General features: G+C 70.1%; 8 protein-coding genes. 2 read left to right on the plus strand and 6 right to left on the minus strand.

Annotated elements, in window-relative coordinates; translation table 11 throughout:
* Positions 1 to 56 precede the first annotated feature (56 nt).
* From Q4V64_RS00510 to Q4V64_RS00525, 4 genes are read right to left on the minus strand one after another with little or no spacing between them, the layout of a single operon-like run.
* On the minus strand, positions 57 to 647 hold the full coding sequence (locus Q4V64_RS00510) for a 2OG-Fe(II) oxygenase (protein ID WP_124445215.1): 591 nt from the start codon (positions 645 to 647) through the stop codon (positions 57 to 59).
* Positions 644 to 4,648, minus strand: a complete 4,005-nt coding sequence (locus tag Q4V64_RS00515; RefSeq protein WP_172629575.1) for a non-ribosomal peptide synthetase — start codon at positions 4,646 to 4,648, stop codon at positions 644 to 646. Before Q4V64_RS00515 ends, Q4V64_RS00510 begins: the two co-directional genes overlap by 4 nt.
* Complete coding sequence (locus Q4V64_RS00520; protein ID WP_124445217.1) at positions 4,641 to 7,814, minus strand: non-ribosomal peptide synthetase; 3,174 nt, start codon at positions 7,812 to 7,814, stop codon at positions 4,641 to 4,643. The genes Q4V64_RS00515 and Q4V64_RS00520 overlap by 8 nt, the downstream gene beginning before the upstream one ends.
* 45 nt (positions 7,815 to 7,859) lie before the next feature.
* Entirely contained in the window at positions 7,860 to 8,039 is a 180-nt protein-coding gene (locus Q4V64_RS00525; RefSeq protein WP_124445218.1) for an MbtH family NRPS accessory protein, read from the minus strand.
* A gap of 462 nt (positions 8,040 to 8,501) precedes the next feature.
* Here Q4V64_RS00525 and Q4V64_RS00530 point away from each other — a divergent pair, with 462 nt between their 5' ends.
* A complete protein-coding gene (locus Q4V64_RS00530) occupies positions 8,502 to 9,383 on the plus strand; it encodes a phytanoyl-CoA dioxygenase family protein (RefSeq protein ID WP_253267477.1) in 882 nt (293 codons plus the stop codon).
* 194 nt (positions 9,384 to 9,577) lie between these two features.
* Here Q4V64_RS00530 and Q4V64_RS00535 read toward each other — a convergent pair whose 3' ends face one another.
* The gene (locus Q4V64_RS00535) at positions 9,578 to 10,573 is read right to left on the minus strand and encodes an aldo/keto reductase (RefSeq protein ID WP_124445220.1); all 996 of its coding nucleotides are present in this window, start codon (positions 10,571 to 10,573) and stop codon (positions 9,578 to 9,580) included.
* A 149-nt stretch (positions 10,574 to 10,722) separates the two neighbouring features.
* On the opposite strand from Q4V64_RS00535, the gene Q4V64_RS00540 reads away from it, so the two are divergent.
* Positions 10,723 to 10,878, plus strand: a complete 156-nt coding sequence (locus Q4V64_RS00540) for a hypothetical protein (protein WP_172629576.1) — start codon at positions 10,723 to 10,725, stop codon at positions 10,876 to 10,878.
* 53 nt (positions 10,879 to 10,931) lie between these two features.
* Here the strand turns inward: Q4V64_RS00540 and Q4V64_RS00545 are convergent, their stop codons facing one another.
* Positions 10,932 to 13,967 carry a BTAD domain-containing putative transcriptional regulator gene (locus Q4V64_RS00545; RefSeq protein ID WP_124445267.1) on the minus strand — a complete coding sequence of 1,012 codons (3,036 nt, stop codon included), beginning with the start codon at positions 13,965 to 13,967 and terminating at the stop codon, positions 10,932 to 10,934.
* Between the last annotated feature and the right edge of the window lie 122 nt (positions 13,968 to 14,089).

Genomic DNA, 14,089 nt, shown 5'->3' on the forward strand with positions numbered 1-14,089 from the left:
TCCCTCTCGCAGGATCTCGTACGCGACACGATCTGTGCCGACGGCGACGCCCTGGCTCAGGTCGTGAACAGGACCAGTGACATGCGCTTGCCGGACTCCACCACGCTCACGGCGTGCTGCAGCTCTGCCTTGGCCACCAGGACGTCCCCGCGGTTGACCCGGAAGCGGCGCTCGTCCTCCGGGGTGATCCGGGCGAGGAACTCACCGCCGGAGTAGTCGTCGGTCAGGCCGATCACGATGCTGAACCGGTACTGCGGGTTCGCCTCGTGGTCGTTGTGCCAGCCGACCTCGTTGCCCTCGTGGAGGAAGTTGGTCTGCGCCCGGCGCACCGTCACCTCGTCCTGGCCGAAGCAGTCGGCCCAGAACGCCAGCGCCTTCTGCGAGGCCACGATGTCCAGGATCTTCTGTGCGATCTCGGGCGCATCGACCTTCGCGGGCTCGTAGCCGCGCTCTCCTCGGGCGATGTCCACCGGATCGACGAGGATCCGTCCGACTCCGAGCCGGTTCTCGTCCCCGATCCCGTCCCCGTGCGGCAGCTTCATGCACAGCGCGATCACCTCGTCGATCTCCTCCGCCGAGTAGAGGTACTCGCCCGCCCGGAGCAGCACGACTCCCTCATTGTGGAGCACATCCCTGGCTGAGCTCATCGTGAGCCTCCTTCTGTGTTCGGGTGGTTGCCGGGCAGAACGCGCAGGGTGATGGCGCGCAGCTGCTCGGCAAGTTCGTGGATCGCGGTCGGGCGCAGCAGCCCGAAGTGGTCGGCCGCCACCTCGCTGACCTGAAGCATCTGCACTACGTCGGCCCAGCCGCGGCAGTCGTCGTATCCGCTGTCGGTGATGCCGGGGTAGCCGTGGCCCGCCCGGATCAGGTGGACCGGGAAGTCCGCTCCCCTGCTGGGGCGATAGGTCCCGAACGCTTCGCTCGTAGCGGCGATCATGGACGACAGTGCCCGGAGGTCCTGCTCTGAGAGATCGTCGGGGATGAGCCCCTGCCGACGCAGGAAGGCCACCCCGTCCGCGTCGTCCCCAGAGGGTTCACCGGGATTGCCCTCACCCCGCGAAGACACAGCACCGCCCGGGGCGGGCACCCAGCTGTCGAACATGACCACGGCGGCCGGCCGACTGCCGCGGACGCTCAGGGCCACGCCCAGCTCGTAGGCGAGAATCCCGCCGAAGGACCAGCCGGCGAGAACCGCCGGCCCGCTGGCGGTCAGGCGCTCCACCGCGGGAATCAGCTCCGCGACGAAGTCCGGCACCGTCCGTGGCGGCGTTTCGCCGAAACCGGGGGCGTCGAGGCCCTGTACGTCGAGCGCGGGAGCGAGGTCCCTGCCCAGGGCGAGGTAGGCCAGGGCCAGGCCGGACGCCGGGGGCAGCAGGATCAGCCTCGGGGCACCCGGAACGCTGGCCAGGGGGACCTGCAGATCTCTCGGGGTCGAGCGGGAGCGCACCAGGTCGGCCAGGTGCGCGACCGTCGGCTGTCGTGCCAGGTCCGCGATGTCCGGCCGGACGCCGATGCGTCTTTCCACCACGACGGCCAGTCGCAGCAGCAGCAGCGAGTTGCCGCCCAGGTCGAAGAAGGTCGACTCCCGGTCGCAGACCTCATGTCCCAGCACTTCTTCGAACGCGGCGTGGATCTCCCGCTCGACGGAATCGCGTCCGACGCCGGCCGTGCTGCTCCGCCGCTCGGCGCGGCTGTCCCGCCAGATCGCCGTCAACGCGTTCGCGTCCGTCTTGCCGTTGGTGTTCAGCGGGAGCTGTGGCAGGACCAGCAGCGTGCGCGGAACGAACTGTCGCGGCAGCCTCGTCGCGGCCCAGCCGCGCAGCGCGTCGCAGTCGACTGCGGTGCCGTGCTCCACTGTGCAGAACGCGACCAGTTCCGCTGCCTTGTCCTCGCCGAGCACGAGCACCCGGGCCGAGGTGAGCGATGGGTGCGCGAGGAGTGCCGCCTCGATCTCCCCCGGCTCGATGCGCACCCCGTGCAGCTTCACCTGGCGGTCCAGCCGGCCCAGGTACTCGTAGCCGCCGTCGGGCAACTGCCGCGCGGCGTCGCCGGTGCGGTACAGGCGGCGACCCGGTTCGGCGCTGAACGGATCGGGGACGAACCGCTCGGCCGTCAGGGCGGGCTGTCCCCAGTAGCCGATCGCGGTGCCCAGTTCACCCCCGATGAAGAGTTCTCCTCGCAGGCCGGACGGGACCGGGCGCAGGTTCTCGTCGAGGACGTGCAGCCTGGCGTGGGGCAGCGCCGTGCCGATGGGCACGGACCGCATGTCGTCGTTGCGCGAGCAGGTGTGCGCGGTCACCGCGTTCGTCTCGGTCGGGCCGTACAGATTGACCAGGGTGGCCGGCAACAGGTCGTGCACCCGGTCCCGCAGCGAGGGAGTGAGCGCCTCGCCCGCCGAGAGCAGGTATCTGAGGCTGGTGCACCGTCCCGCCTCCGGCTGTTCCAGGAAGTACTCCAGGACCGACGGCACGAAGTTCACCACGGTCACCCGCTCGCGCTGGATCAGCGCGGCGAGGTGGGCCGGGTCCGCGTGCCCGGTCGGCGCGGCCACGACGAGCGACGCTCCGTGCCGCAGCGGCCAGAAAAGCTCCCAGACCGATACGTCGAAGCCGTACGGCGTCTTCAGCAGCACCCGGTCGTCGGCGCCCAGGGGCATCCGGCTCTGCAACCAGTCGAGGAACGCCTGCGAAGCGTCGGTCGGGAAGGCGACCAGCTTCGGCCGTCCTGTCGATCCGGAGGTGAACAGGAGATAGGCGCAGTCGCCGGCACGGGCGGGCGTGGTCGTTCGTGGAGCCGGCATCGAGGCGCTCCGGCCGACGGCGGCGTCCAGGATCTGCCATGGCCCGTCCGGCAGCAGCGCACGGGTCGGCTCGTGACACAGCACCATTGCGGCGTCGGCTGCTTCCAGCAGTTCGGCGATCCGGGCCGGCGGGGACGTCGTGTCGATCGGGATGTAGCCGCAGCCCGCCGCCGTGACGGCATGGACACCGACGACGAGATCGACCGACCGTTCCAGGAGGAGCGCCACCCGATCGCCGGGCCGCAAGCCGTGCCGACGCAGCGCTTCCGCGGTGCGGGCCACCCGGTCGGCGAGTTCGGAGTAGTCCAGGGTGCCCTCGCGCTCATCGATCAGCGCCACGGCATGCGGGGTCCGGTCGGCCTGACGGAACAGCCCGTCCGCCAGGCTGAGGCGGCCGGTGCCGGCACGTACCGGCTGCTCGGGCTGCTCCGGCCGCTCCCGCCGCTCCACCCGCTCCGGCGCGGGGGGCTGCGCCAGCGGAATCTCCCCCACCTGGGCCTCCGGTCGCCGGACGACCAGCCGAAGGATGGCCAGGAACGCTTCCAGCGCGCCCGCGGCAGCGAACTCGTCCGTCCCGCGCTCCGCCCACTCCACCGACCCGGAGATGCCCTCCGCGTGTTCGGTCAGGGCGAAGGTCAGGTCGAACTTGGCGGTTCCGCTGTCGAGGTCCCGCATGTCGCGCAGCCGACCGTTCCACTCGGGCTCCTCCGCGGTGGCGCCCTGCCAGGCGAGCATGGTCCGGAACAGCGGACTGCCGGACCGGGCGCCACTCGCCCCCGTCAGCTCCACCAGCTCGTCGAACGGCATGGGCTGGTGGTCCAGGGCTTCGATGACCACCTGGTGCACGCGGCGCGCCACGTCGGCGAAGCTGTCGTCCAGCGCGATGTCGGTGCGCAGCGCGAGCGTCCGTACGAAGAAGCCCACGACCCGGTCGAGCACCGGATCCTCACGGCCCGCGGTCGGGGAACCGACCACCACCGCCGAGGAGTCGGTGAACCTGCGCAGCACCACCTTCAGGGCGGCCAGGCACACGGCGTACACGGTCACGCCGAGTCGCTGGGCGAGCGACAGCAGGGCGTCACGCAGGTCCGCGTCGATGTCGAAGGGAATCAGCCCCCCGCGCAGACCGGGGTCGTCGACGACCCCCTCGCGCAGGGCCAGCGTGCCGGCGATGGGTGCGTCCGCGAACTTGCCCGCCCAGTAGTCCCGCACCCAGTCCGGGGCAGCCGTGTCGTCGTGGCCGGACACCCAGTCGACGAAGCTGGTGGCGGGGACCTCTGTCTCCTTGCCGGAGAGCAGCAGGGCCAGGTCCTCGAGAAGGACACCGACCGACCAGCCGTCGACGACGAGATGGTGGAAGACCAGAACCAGCCGCCAGGTCCCGTCCGGCAGCAGGATGGCCGTCGCCCGGTACAGCGGCGGCCTGTTCAGGTCGAGTGGCCGGCGGGCGGCGTCCGCCGTGAGCTCAGCGGCGTGCTCCTGGGCCGCCTCGGGCGCGTGGCCGGTCAGATCGTGCCAGTCCAGGGGCACCGCGCAGGAAGCGGTCACTTCCTGTACGGGGGCGTCCGGCGGGCCGGACACCCTCAGCCGCAGCGCCTGGTGCACTTCCTGAAGCCGGCTCAGCAGCCCTTCCAGCTGCCCCCGGTCCGGCGGTTCGTTGAGGTCGAGCCGGAATGCGATGTTGTTCTGCGCGGTGCCGGGATGCCTCTGCTCGAGGAACCACAGACGCTGCTGGGCCCTGCTGAGCCGAGCCCCGGCCGCGGACCGCGGCGCGGCCCGCCGCTGCGCGCCGCGACCACGCAGGAGCAGTTCGACGAGCTCCTCGCGTCGTACGGATATCTCAGTCATGAGTGCGCAGCGCCTCCAGCATGTCGAGCGCTTCCTCATCGCTGAGGCCGCTCACCAGCTCCTCGATGCCGCCCTGGACGGCCTCCGCGAGCGCGGCGATGGTGGGGCGGCTGCTGAACCGGCCTGCGCGCAGGGTGATCCCGAACCGCTTTCCGACCGCACCCAGCACCCGCACCAGACTGAGCGAGGTACCGCCGACCTGGAAGAAGTCGTCGTGGCGGCCGATCTCCTGGATGCCGAGCACGCGCGACCACTCGGCCGCGATCTCTGTTTCCAACGGGCCGATGGGTCCCTCCAGCCCGCCTTCCAGGGGGAATGCCTGACGGTCCGGTTCGGGAAGGCTCTCCCGCGCGATCTTCCCGCTCGTCGTACGCGGGAAGTCCGGCAGCACGACGAAGGCGCCCGGGACCATGTACCAGGGCAAGCGCTGTCCGGCGAAGTCGGCCAGGTCGTTCGGGGACGGCGTGCTGTCACCGGCGACGACGTAGGCGGTCAGCTGGACGTTGCCGTCCGAGGACTTCCGGGCCGTCACCACGCAGGCGGAGACGGCCGGGTGCGCGCAGAGCACGTTCTCGATCTCACCGGGCTCGACGCGGCACCCCTGGATCTTGACCTGGTGGTCCGCCCGGCCCAGGAACTCGTAGATGCCGGTGTCGAGCCGCCGGACCACGTCTCCCGACCGGTAGAGACGCTCACCGGGGTTGCCCGGGTGGGGCACGAATCGCTCGGCGGTGACGGCCGGCCGTTTCTGGTATCCCCAGGAGACACCCCCCGGACCGCTGACGCAGAGCTCGCCGGGCACGTCCGTGGGCACGGGCTGGAGCGCGCGGTCGACGACGCGCATCGAGTAGACGCCGATCTCCCGTCCGAGCAGCGTCGCCGCTGCCGGTCCGTGGTCGTCGGATCCGTCCCAGACGGTGACCTCGGCCGTCTCGGTCTGTCCGTACTGGATGTGCACGGCGGCGCCGAAGTGGTCGCGGGCCCGCCGGAGCAGACTCGTCGGCACCGCCTCACCGCTCGCGATCACCCAGCGCAGCCGGGGGTAGGAACCTGCTTCGACCGCGCCCAGATACGTCTCCAGCGCGACGGGCACGAAGTGCACCAGCGCCACGGGTTCGGTGCGCAGCACCATGCTCAGATAGTCGGGGTCGGTCTCCCGCCCCGGCTCGGCGACCAGCACCTCCCCGCCCGCGAACAGCGGCAGGAGGATCTCCCAGACGGAGATGTCGAAGACCAGCGGCGTCTTGAACAGAGCCGCTTCTCCCGGCCCCACCGGGTAGGCGTCCCGGAAGTACGCCATGCGCGAGGCCATGTCGCGGTGGTCGATGAGGACACCCTTCGGGGTGCCCGTGGATCCGGAGGTGTAGTAGATGCAGGCCAGGTCGCCCGGGCGCACCGGCACGCCGGGGGCGCTCTCCGCCCCGTCGTCCTGCGGCACCAGGACCGGCACGTCGGCCAGTTCCTCCGTCTGGGACGCGTCGGCCACGATGGCGGACACGGCGGCGTCCGCGCAGATGGCCTGGACGCGCGCGAGGGGGAACTTCGGGTCCAGCGGTACGAAGGCCGCGCCGGCCTTGAGGATCCCGAGTGCCGCGCAGATCAGCTCCGGGCCCCGGTCGAGTCTGAGGCCGATCCGGCTGCCGGGCGCGATGCCGGAGCGCACGATCCGTGCCGCGAGCGCGTTGGCCCGGCGGTCGAGCTCGCGATACGTCAGTCGGCCGTCGGCCCAGCGGACGGCCACGGCGTCAGGCGTGCGGCGCGCCTGCGCCTCGATGTCGACGTGCACCGGATTCTCGTCCGGGTGGCTGTCGGCGTCGGCTCGCTCGGCGAAGGCCACTGCCCTCTCCTCGGCCGTGAGCAGCGGCAGCTCGTCCACCGGCGTGTCCGGGTCCTGCGAGGCCGACGTGAGCAGCTGGACGTAAGCGGCGGCCAGCCGCTGCGCCCAGGGGCGGTCGAACAGAGCGGTGTCGTACTCCAGCTCGCAGGCGAATCCGTCGGCTGCCTGGTCGACCAGCAGGGTCAGTTCGTTCTTCGCGGTCCCGTTGTGCACCGCGAGCCGGGTCAGAGGGTGACCGCCGATCATGGGCGGGGTCTCCACCGGCGTGTTCTGCGGTCCGAACATCGCCTGGTACAGCGAGGCAGCGCCTTCCTGCCGCACCCCGGGGAGTCGCACCAGTTCCTGGAGGGGCAGCCTGCCGTGTTCGAGGCCGTCCGCCACATGCTGGAAGGCCGAGGCCACCGCGGTCAGGAAGGTGGTGTCCTCCGTGTACTCCTCCAGGGCCACGATGGTGTTGCTCAGGTAGCCGAAGGTGCGCTCGGCGTCGGCCGTGCCGCGCTGGGCGATGGGGAGACCGATACTGACCCGCTCGTTGAGCGAGTAGCGGTGGAGGAGTGTCCCGAAAGCGGCCAGCATGATCGAGAAGGGGGATGCGCCGGTCTGCGCAACGAGCTGGTTCACCACCGGAGCCGGCACCGCGAAGCGGTGCACGTCTCCGCGGCGCGACGGCTGTCTGTCGTGGCGGCCAAGCCGCAGGGGAGCCGCGCCGCCCTGGAGCCGGTCACGCCAGTACGCACGGTCCCGCTCCGCCTCGGCGGTCCCCAGCCAGCTCCGCTCGCCCTGGCTCCACTCGGCATGGTCGCCGGGCACGGTGTCAGGGACGCCGCCGTCGAGCACCAGCGTCAGGTCCCGCAGAAAGAGCTCCAAGGACCAGGAGTCGCAGACGGAGTGGTGGAAGACGAACCCGAACGCGGTCTCGTCCTGCGCGATCTCCGCGTGGAACGTACGGACCAGGGGTGGCCGGGACAGGTCGAACGGCTCCGCCGCCGCCGAGCGCAGCGCCTCGATGAACTCCTCCGTGCTCGCGCAGGAGAGCTCTCTCACATCGGGTCGCACGCTCGCGTGCACCTGCTGCGCCAAGCCGTCACCCGTCCAGTGCAGGCCGGTGCGCAGCGCGTCGTGACGCGCGGTCAGGAGCTCAACCGCTTCCCTGAGCTGAGCGGCCGTCAGCCGCGCTGTGACGTGGTAACCGAACGGGGCCGCGTAGGGAGCGGTGGTCCCGTCGGCCTCGGCGGTCAGCCAGAGCCTCTCCTGGCCGCTCGAAGCGGGGAGGGTCCGGATCGCCGCTTGCGCCGCGTTCGGTGTGGGCTCTGCGATCTCTGTGTTCATGCTCGCCTCCTGCCCGAAGGCATGGTCAACGCCGCTTGGGGACTGTCAGCGGGAACTGGCGGGGCGGATGTCCGTCCAGGTCCGGTCGATGTACTCCAGGCAGGCCTCCTTCGTCCCGGCCTGGTGCACGGGCTCCCAGCCCGCCGGAACGGGCAGGTGGTTCCGCCAGACCGAGTACTGGCCCTCCGCGTTGCGCACGGCGTACCAGTGGTGGCGCTCCTCCATGTCAAGGCTCCTTTCCTCGCCGCCGGCGGCGGCCGGGCGAGTTCGTCCTGGAAATCCCGTTGATCAGCCTCGGAATGCGGGGATGTCTGCGGACGGCACATCGCCCTCCGAGTTGCCCATTGGATAGTTCGTCACCATTCACAAAAGCCCGTGAAAACTCGACGAATATCGCCGCACTCTTGCCTCAAAAGGCATTGCCCGCAAAGACGAGGCTCGAATCTAGCCCTATTCTCGGAGGCATGTCAACCAACATCGGCCGGAGATCCGAAAAGATCTCCTGCGGCAGGAAAACCCCAGGTCAGCAGAGTGGTACTCATTCGGAACCTCACCGGTATCACCCTGGTGAAGATTAGAGACGCTCCACTCAGCCCATTCGCGTCTCCGCACACGGACAATCGGACCGGGCGCATGGGGCGCGACTAAGACGGGGAAGGATTATATCTCGTGCGTGACTTCAGCCACGTGGCGAAACAATACTCCGAGGACGGTTTCGCCATCATCCGGGATGTCATCCCGATGGACCTCATCGAGGAAGCGCGCTCTCACATAGCGTGGCTCATGGAGAAGTACCCGGATGTACGCCCCGAACATCTGCACCACCCCCTGATCCGCAACGACGCCTTCTGGGTCCGGCTCATCTCGGACTCGGGGTTGACGGACATCGCCGAGTACTTCCTCGGTCCGGACGTCGCCTGCTTCACAGCGCACTACATCTGCAAGCCGCCCTTCGACGGCCAGCCGGTGCTGTGGCATCAGGACGGCGCGTACTGGAAGCTGGAGCCGATGCAGGCGCTGACCGTCTGGCTGGCGGTGGACCGGAGTTCGACCGAGAACGGCTGTCTGCGGATGATCCCCGGGAGCCACCGGCTGCCGCTCCACTCTCCCTCGCTCCGTACCGACACGGAGAACATGCTGTACTCCGCGTCCAACGAGGACATCGTGAACGAATGGGTCGAAAAGCGCGGCGTCGTCGACATCGAGCTCAACCCCGGCGACGTCTCGATCCACCACCCCCATCTGCTGCACCGCTCCGAAGCGAACACCTCTGCCCACCGTCGCTGCGGGCTCGACATCGGCTACATCTCGACCTCGACGCGCATCAGTAGCGACGGTCTCTACCTCGACCCCGTTCTGGTCCGCGGTGAGCCGGTCGAAGGCGTCAACACCTATCGTCCGCTTCCTCGGTACACGGCCGGGGAGACCATCCCCTTCGTGGGGCACGAGGAGTGGAACGAACGGGTCGGCGCGCCCGACGCCGACCCGACCGCCGACGGCGAGGAGACACCGATCCAGGTCACCCGGCGCATGATCACGCGGCTGCGGGAGGGTTCGGTCGCACGATGACCCGATGCGGGCCGCCGGAGCCGCCGGCGGACCCGCGTCTCGATGACCGGAGGGGCCGGAGGGGCCGCGGCGCTACCGCGGCGTGACCGCCGCCCGGTTCGGAAGCAACCGTGGGAGGGACCCGGATCGCGGTCTGCAGAGCCGGGTTCGGGTCCCTCTCCCCGGTCTGTGCCGAGAATCCCGGAATCTTCTGATCACCACTGGTCGTGGATCCGCGGACGAATCAGTTGGTCGTAGACCTCTCGCACGGCCCCGTGCGTGTCCTGGTCCAGCGGCGCCAGCGCGGCCGCGGCGGCGTTCGCGTGCGCCTGCTCGGCGTTGCGCGCCCCCGGGATGACGACGCACACCGCCTCCTGGTCGACGATCCAGCGCAGCGCGAACTGAGCCGGTGTCACGCCCGCGGGCACCAGCAGACGCAGCCGCTCCACTGCCTCCAGCCCGGTCGTGTAATCCACACCCGAGAAGGTCTCGCCGACATCGAAGGACTCGCCGCGCCGGTTGTAGGCGCGGTGGTCGTCCGTGCCGAAGACGGTCGCGGCCGTGTACTTCCCCGAGAGCAGCCCGCTGGCCAGCGGCACGCGCGCGATGACGCCGACCCCCGCCTGTGCCGCGGCCGGCAGCACCTGCTCCAGCGGCTTGAGGCGAAACGCGTTCAGGACGATCTGGATCGTGGCGAGGTTCGGGCGGCGGATGGCGGCCAGCGCCTCCTCGCAGGTGCGGACACTGACTCCGTACGCCGCGATGGTCTGGTCCTCGACCAGCGCGTCGAGGGCGTCGAACACCTCGTCGCTCGCGTACACCGGGCCGGGCGGGCAGTGCAGTTGCACCAGGTCGAGCCGCTCGACCCCGAGGTTGCGCCGCGAACGGTCCGTCCACGCACGGAAGTTGGCGGCGTTGTAGTTCTCCGGTGTCTGGGCCGCCCGCCGGCCCATCTTCGTCGCCACGGTCGGTGCCTGCGTGCCCGTCCGCGCGAGCGACCGCAGGAGTTCGCCGATGATCTGCTCGCTTCTTCCGTCCCCGTACTCGTCGGCGGTGTCGATGAAGCTCACGCCCGATTCGAGCGCCACGTGCAGCGTGCCGAGGGCGTCCGCCTCGTCCGTCTGCCCCCAGTCCGCGCCGCCGAGCTGCCAGGCCCCGAGCCCGATCACCCCGACCTGCCTGTCCGTACGCCCCAGCGTCCTCTTCTCCATGATCCGCGACTCTAGGGGGTGTCCGCCGGGCTCCTGATCGCCAGGTACCCGTCCGGTATCGGAGGGGACTCCATCCGGGAATGGCTTCCCCCACGATCAGTCCCGCCAAAATAAAACACCAACGCACACGTACGAACACAGGGGTGGGAATGATGGGACGCACACTGGCGAGCCTGGTGGGGATCCTCGCGATGGCGATCGTCCTCGCGGTCGGGGCGGCGACTCAGGACGGTCCGGGCGAGGGGCAGCACGGGGGGCAGAAGGTACTGGCCAACACCAACGGCCCCGCGAGCGCCGCGTCCTGACCCTCGCCACATGGGCGCTCCGCTTCCCCGACGGGAGCGGAGCGCCCTTGCGGTCAGTCCCGCCTGCGGCTGCCGCTCGGGACGCCCATGGCGTCGAAGTGCTCGTCCGCACTCCGGCGGTGCTCCGCGGCCGCCGCGAAGTCCCCCGCTCCCTCCGACGTCTGTGCCAGACCATCCAGAGCCCACGCCATCTGAATGCGGTACTCACTCGCGGAAGCGTGCCGGAAGGCTCTCCGATGCAGCTCCAGCGCCCGGTCGTACTCCCCCCGCCGCCGGTGGACGAGACCGGCGATGTTCTCGATCTCGGACTGCCACGGCTTCGTGCCCAGGGGTTCGACGAGATCGAGGGCGTGCTCCACCAGAGCGGGAGCCCGGTCACCCCGCCCGTCCCGTTGGCAGACGTCGGCCATGAGGACATGGGTGAGGGCCATGTTTCTGGGCATCGATGCCTCCTCACCGAGTTCGAGCACATGGTTCAGCACGGCGAGCGCCTCCGCGTGATCACCACCGGCCAGGTGGGCGATGGCGAGATCGTTCAGCGCGCCGACGCGGTGCATGCCGTGGTTCATCTGCTTGCTGAGCAGCACGGATCGCCGGGCGGTGGCCACGGCCTGCTGAGTACGTCCCAGCCAGGTGTACACGGAGCTGAGGTTGCACAGGGCAATGGCCTCCTCCATGACGTCCCCCGTCTCCCTGCAGACACCGACCGCCTGTTCCAGGTGATGCCGCCCCTCGGACAGACGCCCCAGGGCGCTGTAGACCCAGCCGAGCTGACTGAGGTAGACGCCCTCGCGGTGCCGGTCGCCCTCGGACCGGACGAGGCGGAGCCCTTCCTCGATGCCGTCCGCCGCGCTGCTGAAGTCACCGAGCATGGAATGGCCTGCGATCAGGTTCCTCAGACTGAACTGCACGGCGACGGGGTCCTGGGCCCGGCGGGCCGCGCACAGACCGGCCCCCCCGGTCTCCCGGTACCCCCTGATGTCCCCCCGCTGATGGAGATGGAACATCGTGTTGCGGGCGAGGTAGGCGGCCTGCCGGGGAAAGCCGTGCTCATGGCCGACGGTCACGGCCGTCTGCAGAGCCCGCAGCTCCCGGTCGAACCACTGCCTGGCCTCGGGCGGGCTCGCCAGATGCGGAAGCTCCGGCGGCTTTCCGGCGGCCGGGCACTCGTACTCCACCCGCCCCGGGAACAGCGCCCGGCACGCCTCGTCCGTCGCCGCGACGTAGTAGTCGAGCAGCCCGCCCAGTGCCGTACGCCCTTCCTCTTCCCACGTCGACTCCCACAGACCGCGCGCGAAACTGCGGACGAGGTCGTGGAAGGAGTACAGGCCGATGCCGGGCTGGCGCAGCAGGTGTACGTCGAGCAGGGCTTCCAGAAGGTCCTCGGCGTCCGGCGGTGTCGTACCGAGGAGGGCGGCCGCCGCATGGACATCGATGTCCGTGCCGGGGTGCAGGCCCAGCAGGCGGAAGGTGCGCCGCTGGTCGGGGTTGAGCACCTGATAGGAGAGCTGGATGGTGGTGGCGACGCTGCGTTCGTTGGAACACAGCTCCTTCAGCAGGCGCGACTCGTCGTGGAGCCGGCCGACGAGGTACTGCAGGGTCCAGTGGGGGCGGTTGCGCAGCCGGGCGGTGGCAATGCGCAGGGCGAGCGGCAGATGGCCGCACAGCTCGGCCAGCGCCCGCGCCGCCTTGGGCTCGGCGGCCACCCGTTGCTCGCCCAGCGTCGTGGTCAGCATCAGCGCGCTCTGTTCGGGCTCCATGCTGCCGAGGGACAACCACTGGGCGCCGTCGAGGTCGACCAGGCGGACCCGGCCGGTCACGATGACGAAACCTTTCGTCATGCCGGACAGCAGCGGCCGTACCTGTGCGGTGTCGACCGCGTTGTCGAGGATCAGCAGCAGTCGCCGGTCCGCCGTCCAGGACCGCCACAGCGCGAAGCGCCCTTGGGCGTCGTCGGGTATCTGCGCGTCCGACGCTCCCAGCTCCCGCAGCAGCGCGGCGGCCACGAAGTCGGGCTGGAGCGGCTGCTCTCCGGGGGTGAAGCCGCGCAGGTCGATGTAGAGCCGGCCGTCGGGGTAGGCCTCGGCCAGCTGGTGCGCGGCGTGCACGGCGAGGCTCGACTTGCCCGCGCCGCCCATGCCGTCGATGCCCACGAGCCCGGTACGCCGCTCTCCGGCCCCCGTCTCCAGCAGCTGCCGTAACTCCCGGTCCCGGCCGGTGAAGTCCGCCAGGTCGTACGGGAGGGTGCAGGGCGTGCGGATCTTGGCACCGAACGTCGCGGGAGCCGGGTCCCGCTGCGCCGGCGTCCGGTGTTTTCGTGGCGGGCCGGCGAGTTCCGGGCTGCCGCGCAGGATGTCCTCGTGCAGGCGGGACAGCTCCGCGCCGGGATCGATGCCGAGCTCCTCCGCGAGCAGGCCCCGTACCCTGCCGTACTCGGCGAGGGCCTCGGCCTGCTGTCCCGAGCGGTAGAGGGCGAGCATCAGCTGGCCGCGCAGCCGCTCCCGCAGGGGGTGGGTGTCGACGACCCGGCGCAGGTCGCCGACCAGCTCTCCGCTCTCGCCCGCCTCCAGCCGGAGTTCGAAGAGTTGCTCCACGGCGGCGAGCCGGTGTTCCTCCAGAGCGGTGGCGGCGGCGTCGATCACGGGCCCGCCCTGTCCGCACATCACCCTGCCGCGCCACAGTGAGAGAGCCGCCCGCAGCCTCTCCACCGCGTCGGTCGTGCGGCCCTCGGCCACGTCGGCGGCTGCCGCCTTTACATACTGCCGGAAATTGTGCAGATCGAGTTGTCCGGAATCGATGGCAGCCCGGTATCCGGCACCTTCCGTGACGATGAATTCCGCTCCCCGCGGAATGCGTCGCCTCAACTCGGCGACCGTCTTGCGTATCTGCTGCACCGCGGTTGCGGGCGGTAGGTCCTCCCAGACCGCTTCGATCAGCCGGGAGACCGTCACCACGTGATGGGCCTCCAGCAGGAGCACGGTGAGAACCCGTTCCTGGGTCGGTCCGCCGAGCTTCAGACGGCGGTCTCTATCCCAACACTCCAACGCACCAAGGATGTTGAACCGTACCGTGCCGTCGATTGTTTGCATCACGCGCTGTGCCCCCCTGTGACTTGCAAACCCCAGGTCGTGGGGCATGACGAAGGGGATTCTAGGCGGCTTCCCGGCCGAGCGGTACCTATCCGGAACGTGGCCGGTACCACGTCGGCGAA

This window comes from Streptomyces sp. NL15-2K, assembly GCF_030551255.1.
GTDB lineage: Bacteria > Actinomycetota > Actinomycetes > Streptomycetales > Streptomycetaceae > Streptomyces.

Bases quoted from the DNA above. Each gene is read 5' to 3' on its own strand.
- Q4V64_RS00510 (WP_124445215.1), bottom strand. From the start codon at position 647: ATGAGCTCAGCCAGGGATGTGCTCCACAATGAGGGAGTCGTGCTGCTC.
- Q4V64_RS00515 (WP_172629575.1), bottom strand. From the start codon at position 4,648: ATGACTGAGATATCCGTACGACGCGAGGAGCTCGTCGAACTGCTCCTG.
- Q4V64_RS00520 (WP_124445217.1), bottom strand. From the start codon at position 7,814: ATGAACACAGAGATCGCAGAGCCCACACCGAACGCGGCGCAAGCGGCG.
- Q4V64_RS00525 (WP_124445218.1), bottom strand. From the start codon at position 8,039: ATGGAGGAGCGCCACCACTGGTACGCCGTGCGCAACGCGGAGGGCCAG.
- Q4V64_RS00535 (WP_124445220.1), bottom strand. From the start codon at position 10,573: ATGGAGAAGAGGACGCTGGGGCGTACGGACAGGCAGGTCGGGGTGATC.
- Q4V64_RS00540 (WP_172629576.1), top strand. From the start codon at position 10,723: ATGATGGGACGCACACTGGCGAGCCTGGTGGGGATCCTCGCGATGGCG.
- Q4V64_RS00545 (WP_124445267.1), bottom strand. From the start codon at position 13,967: ATGCAAACAATCGACGGCACGGTACGGTTCAACATCCTTGGTGCGTTG.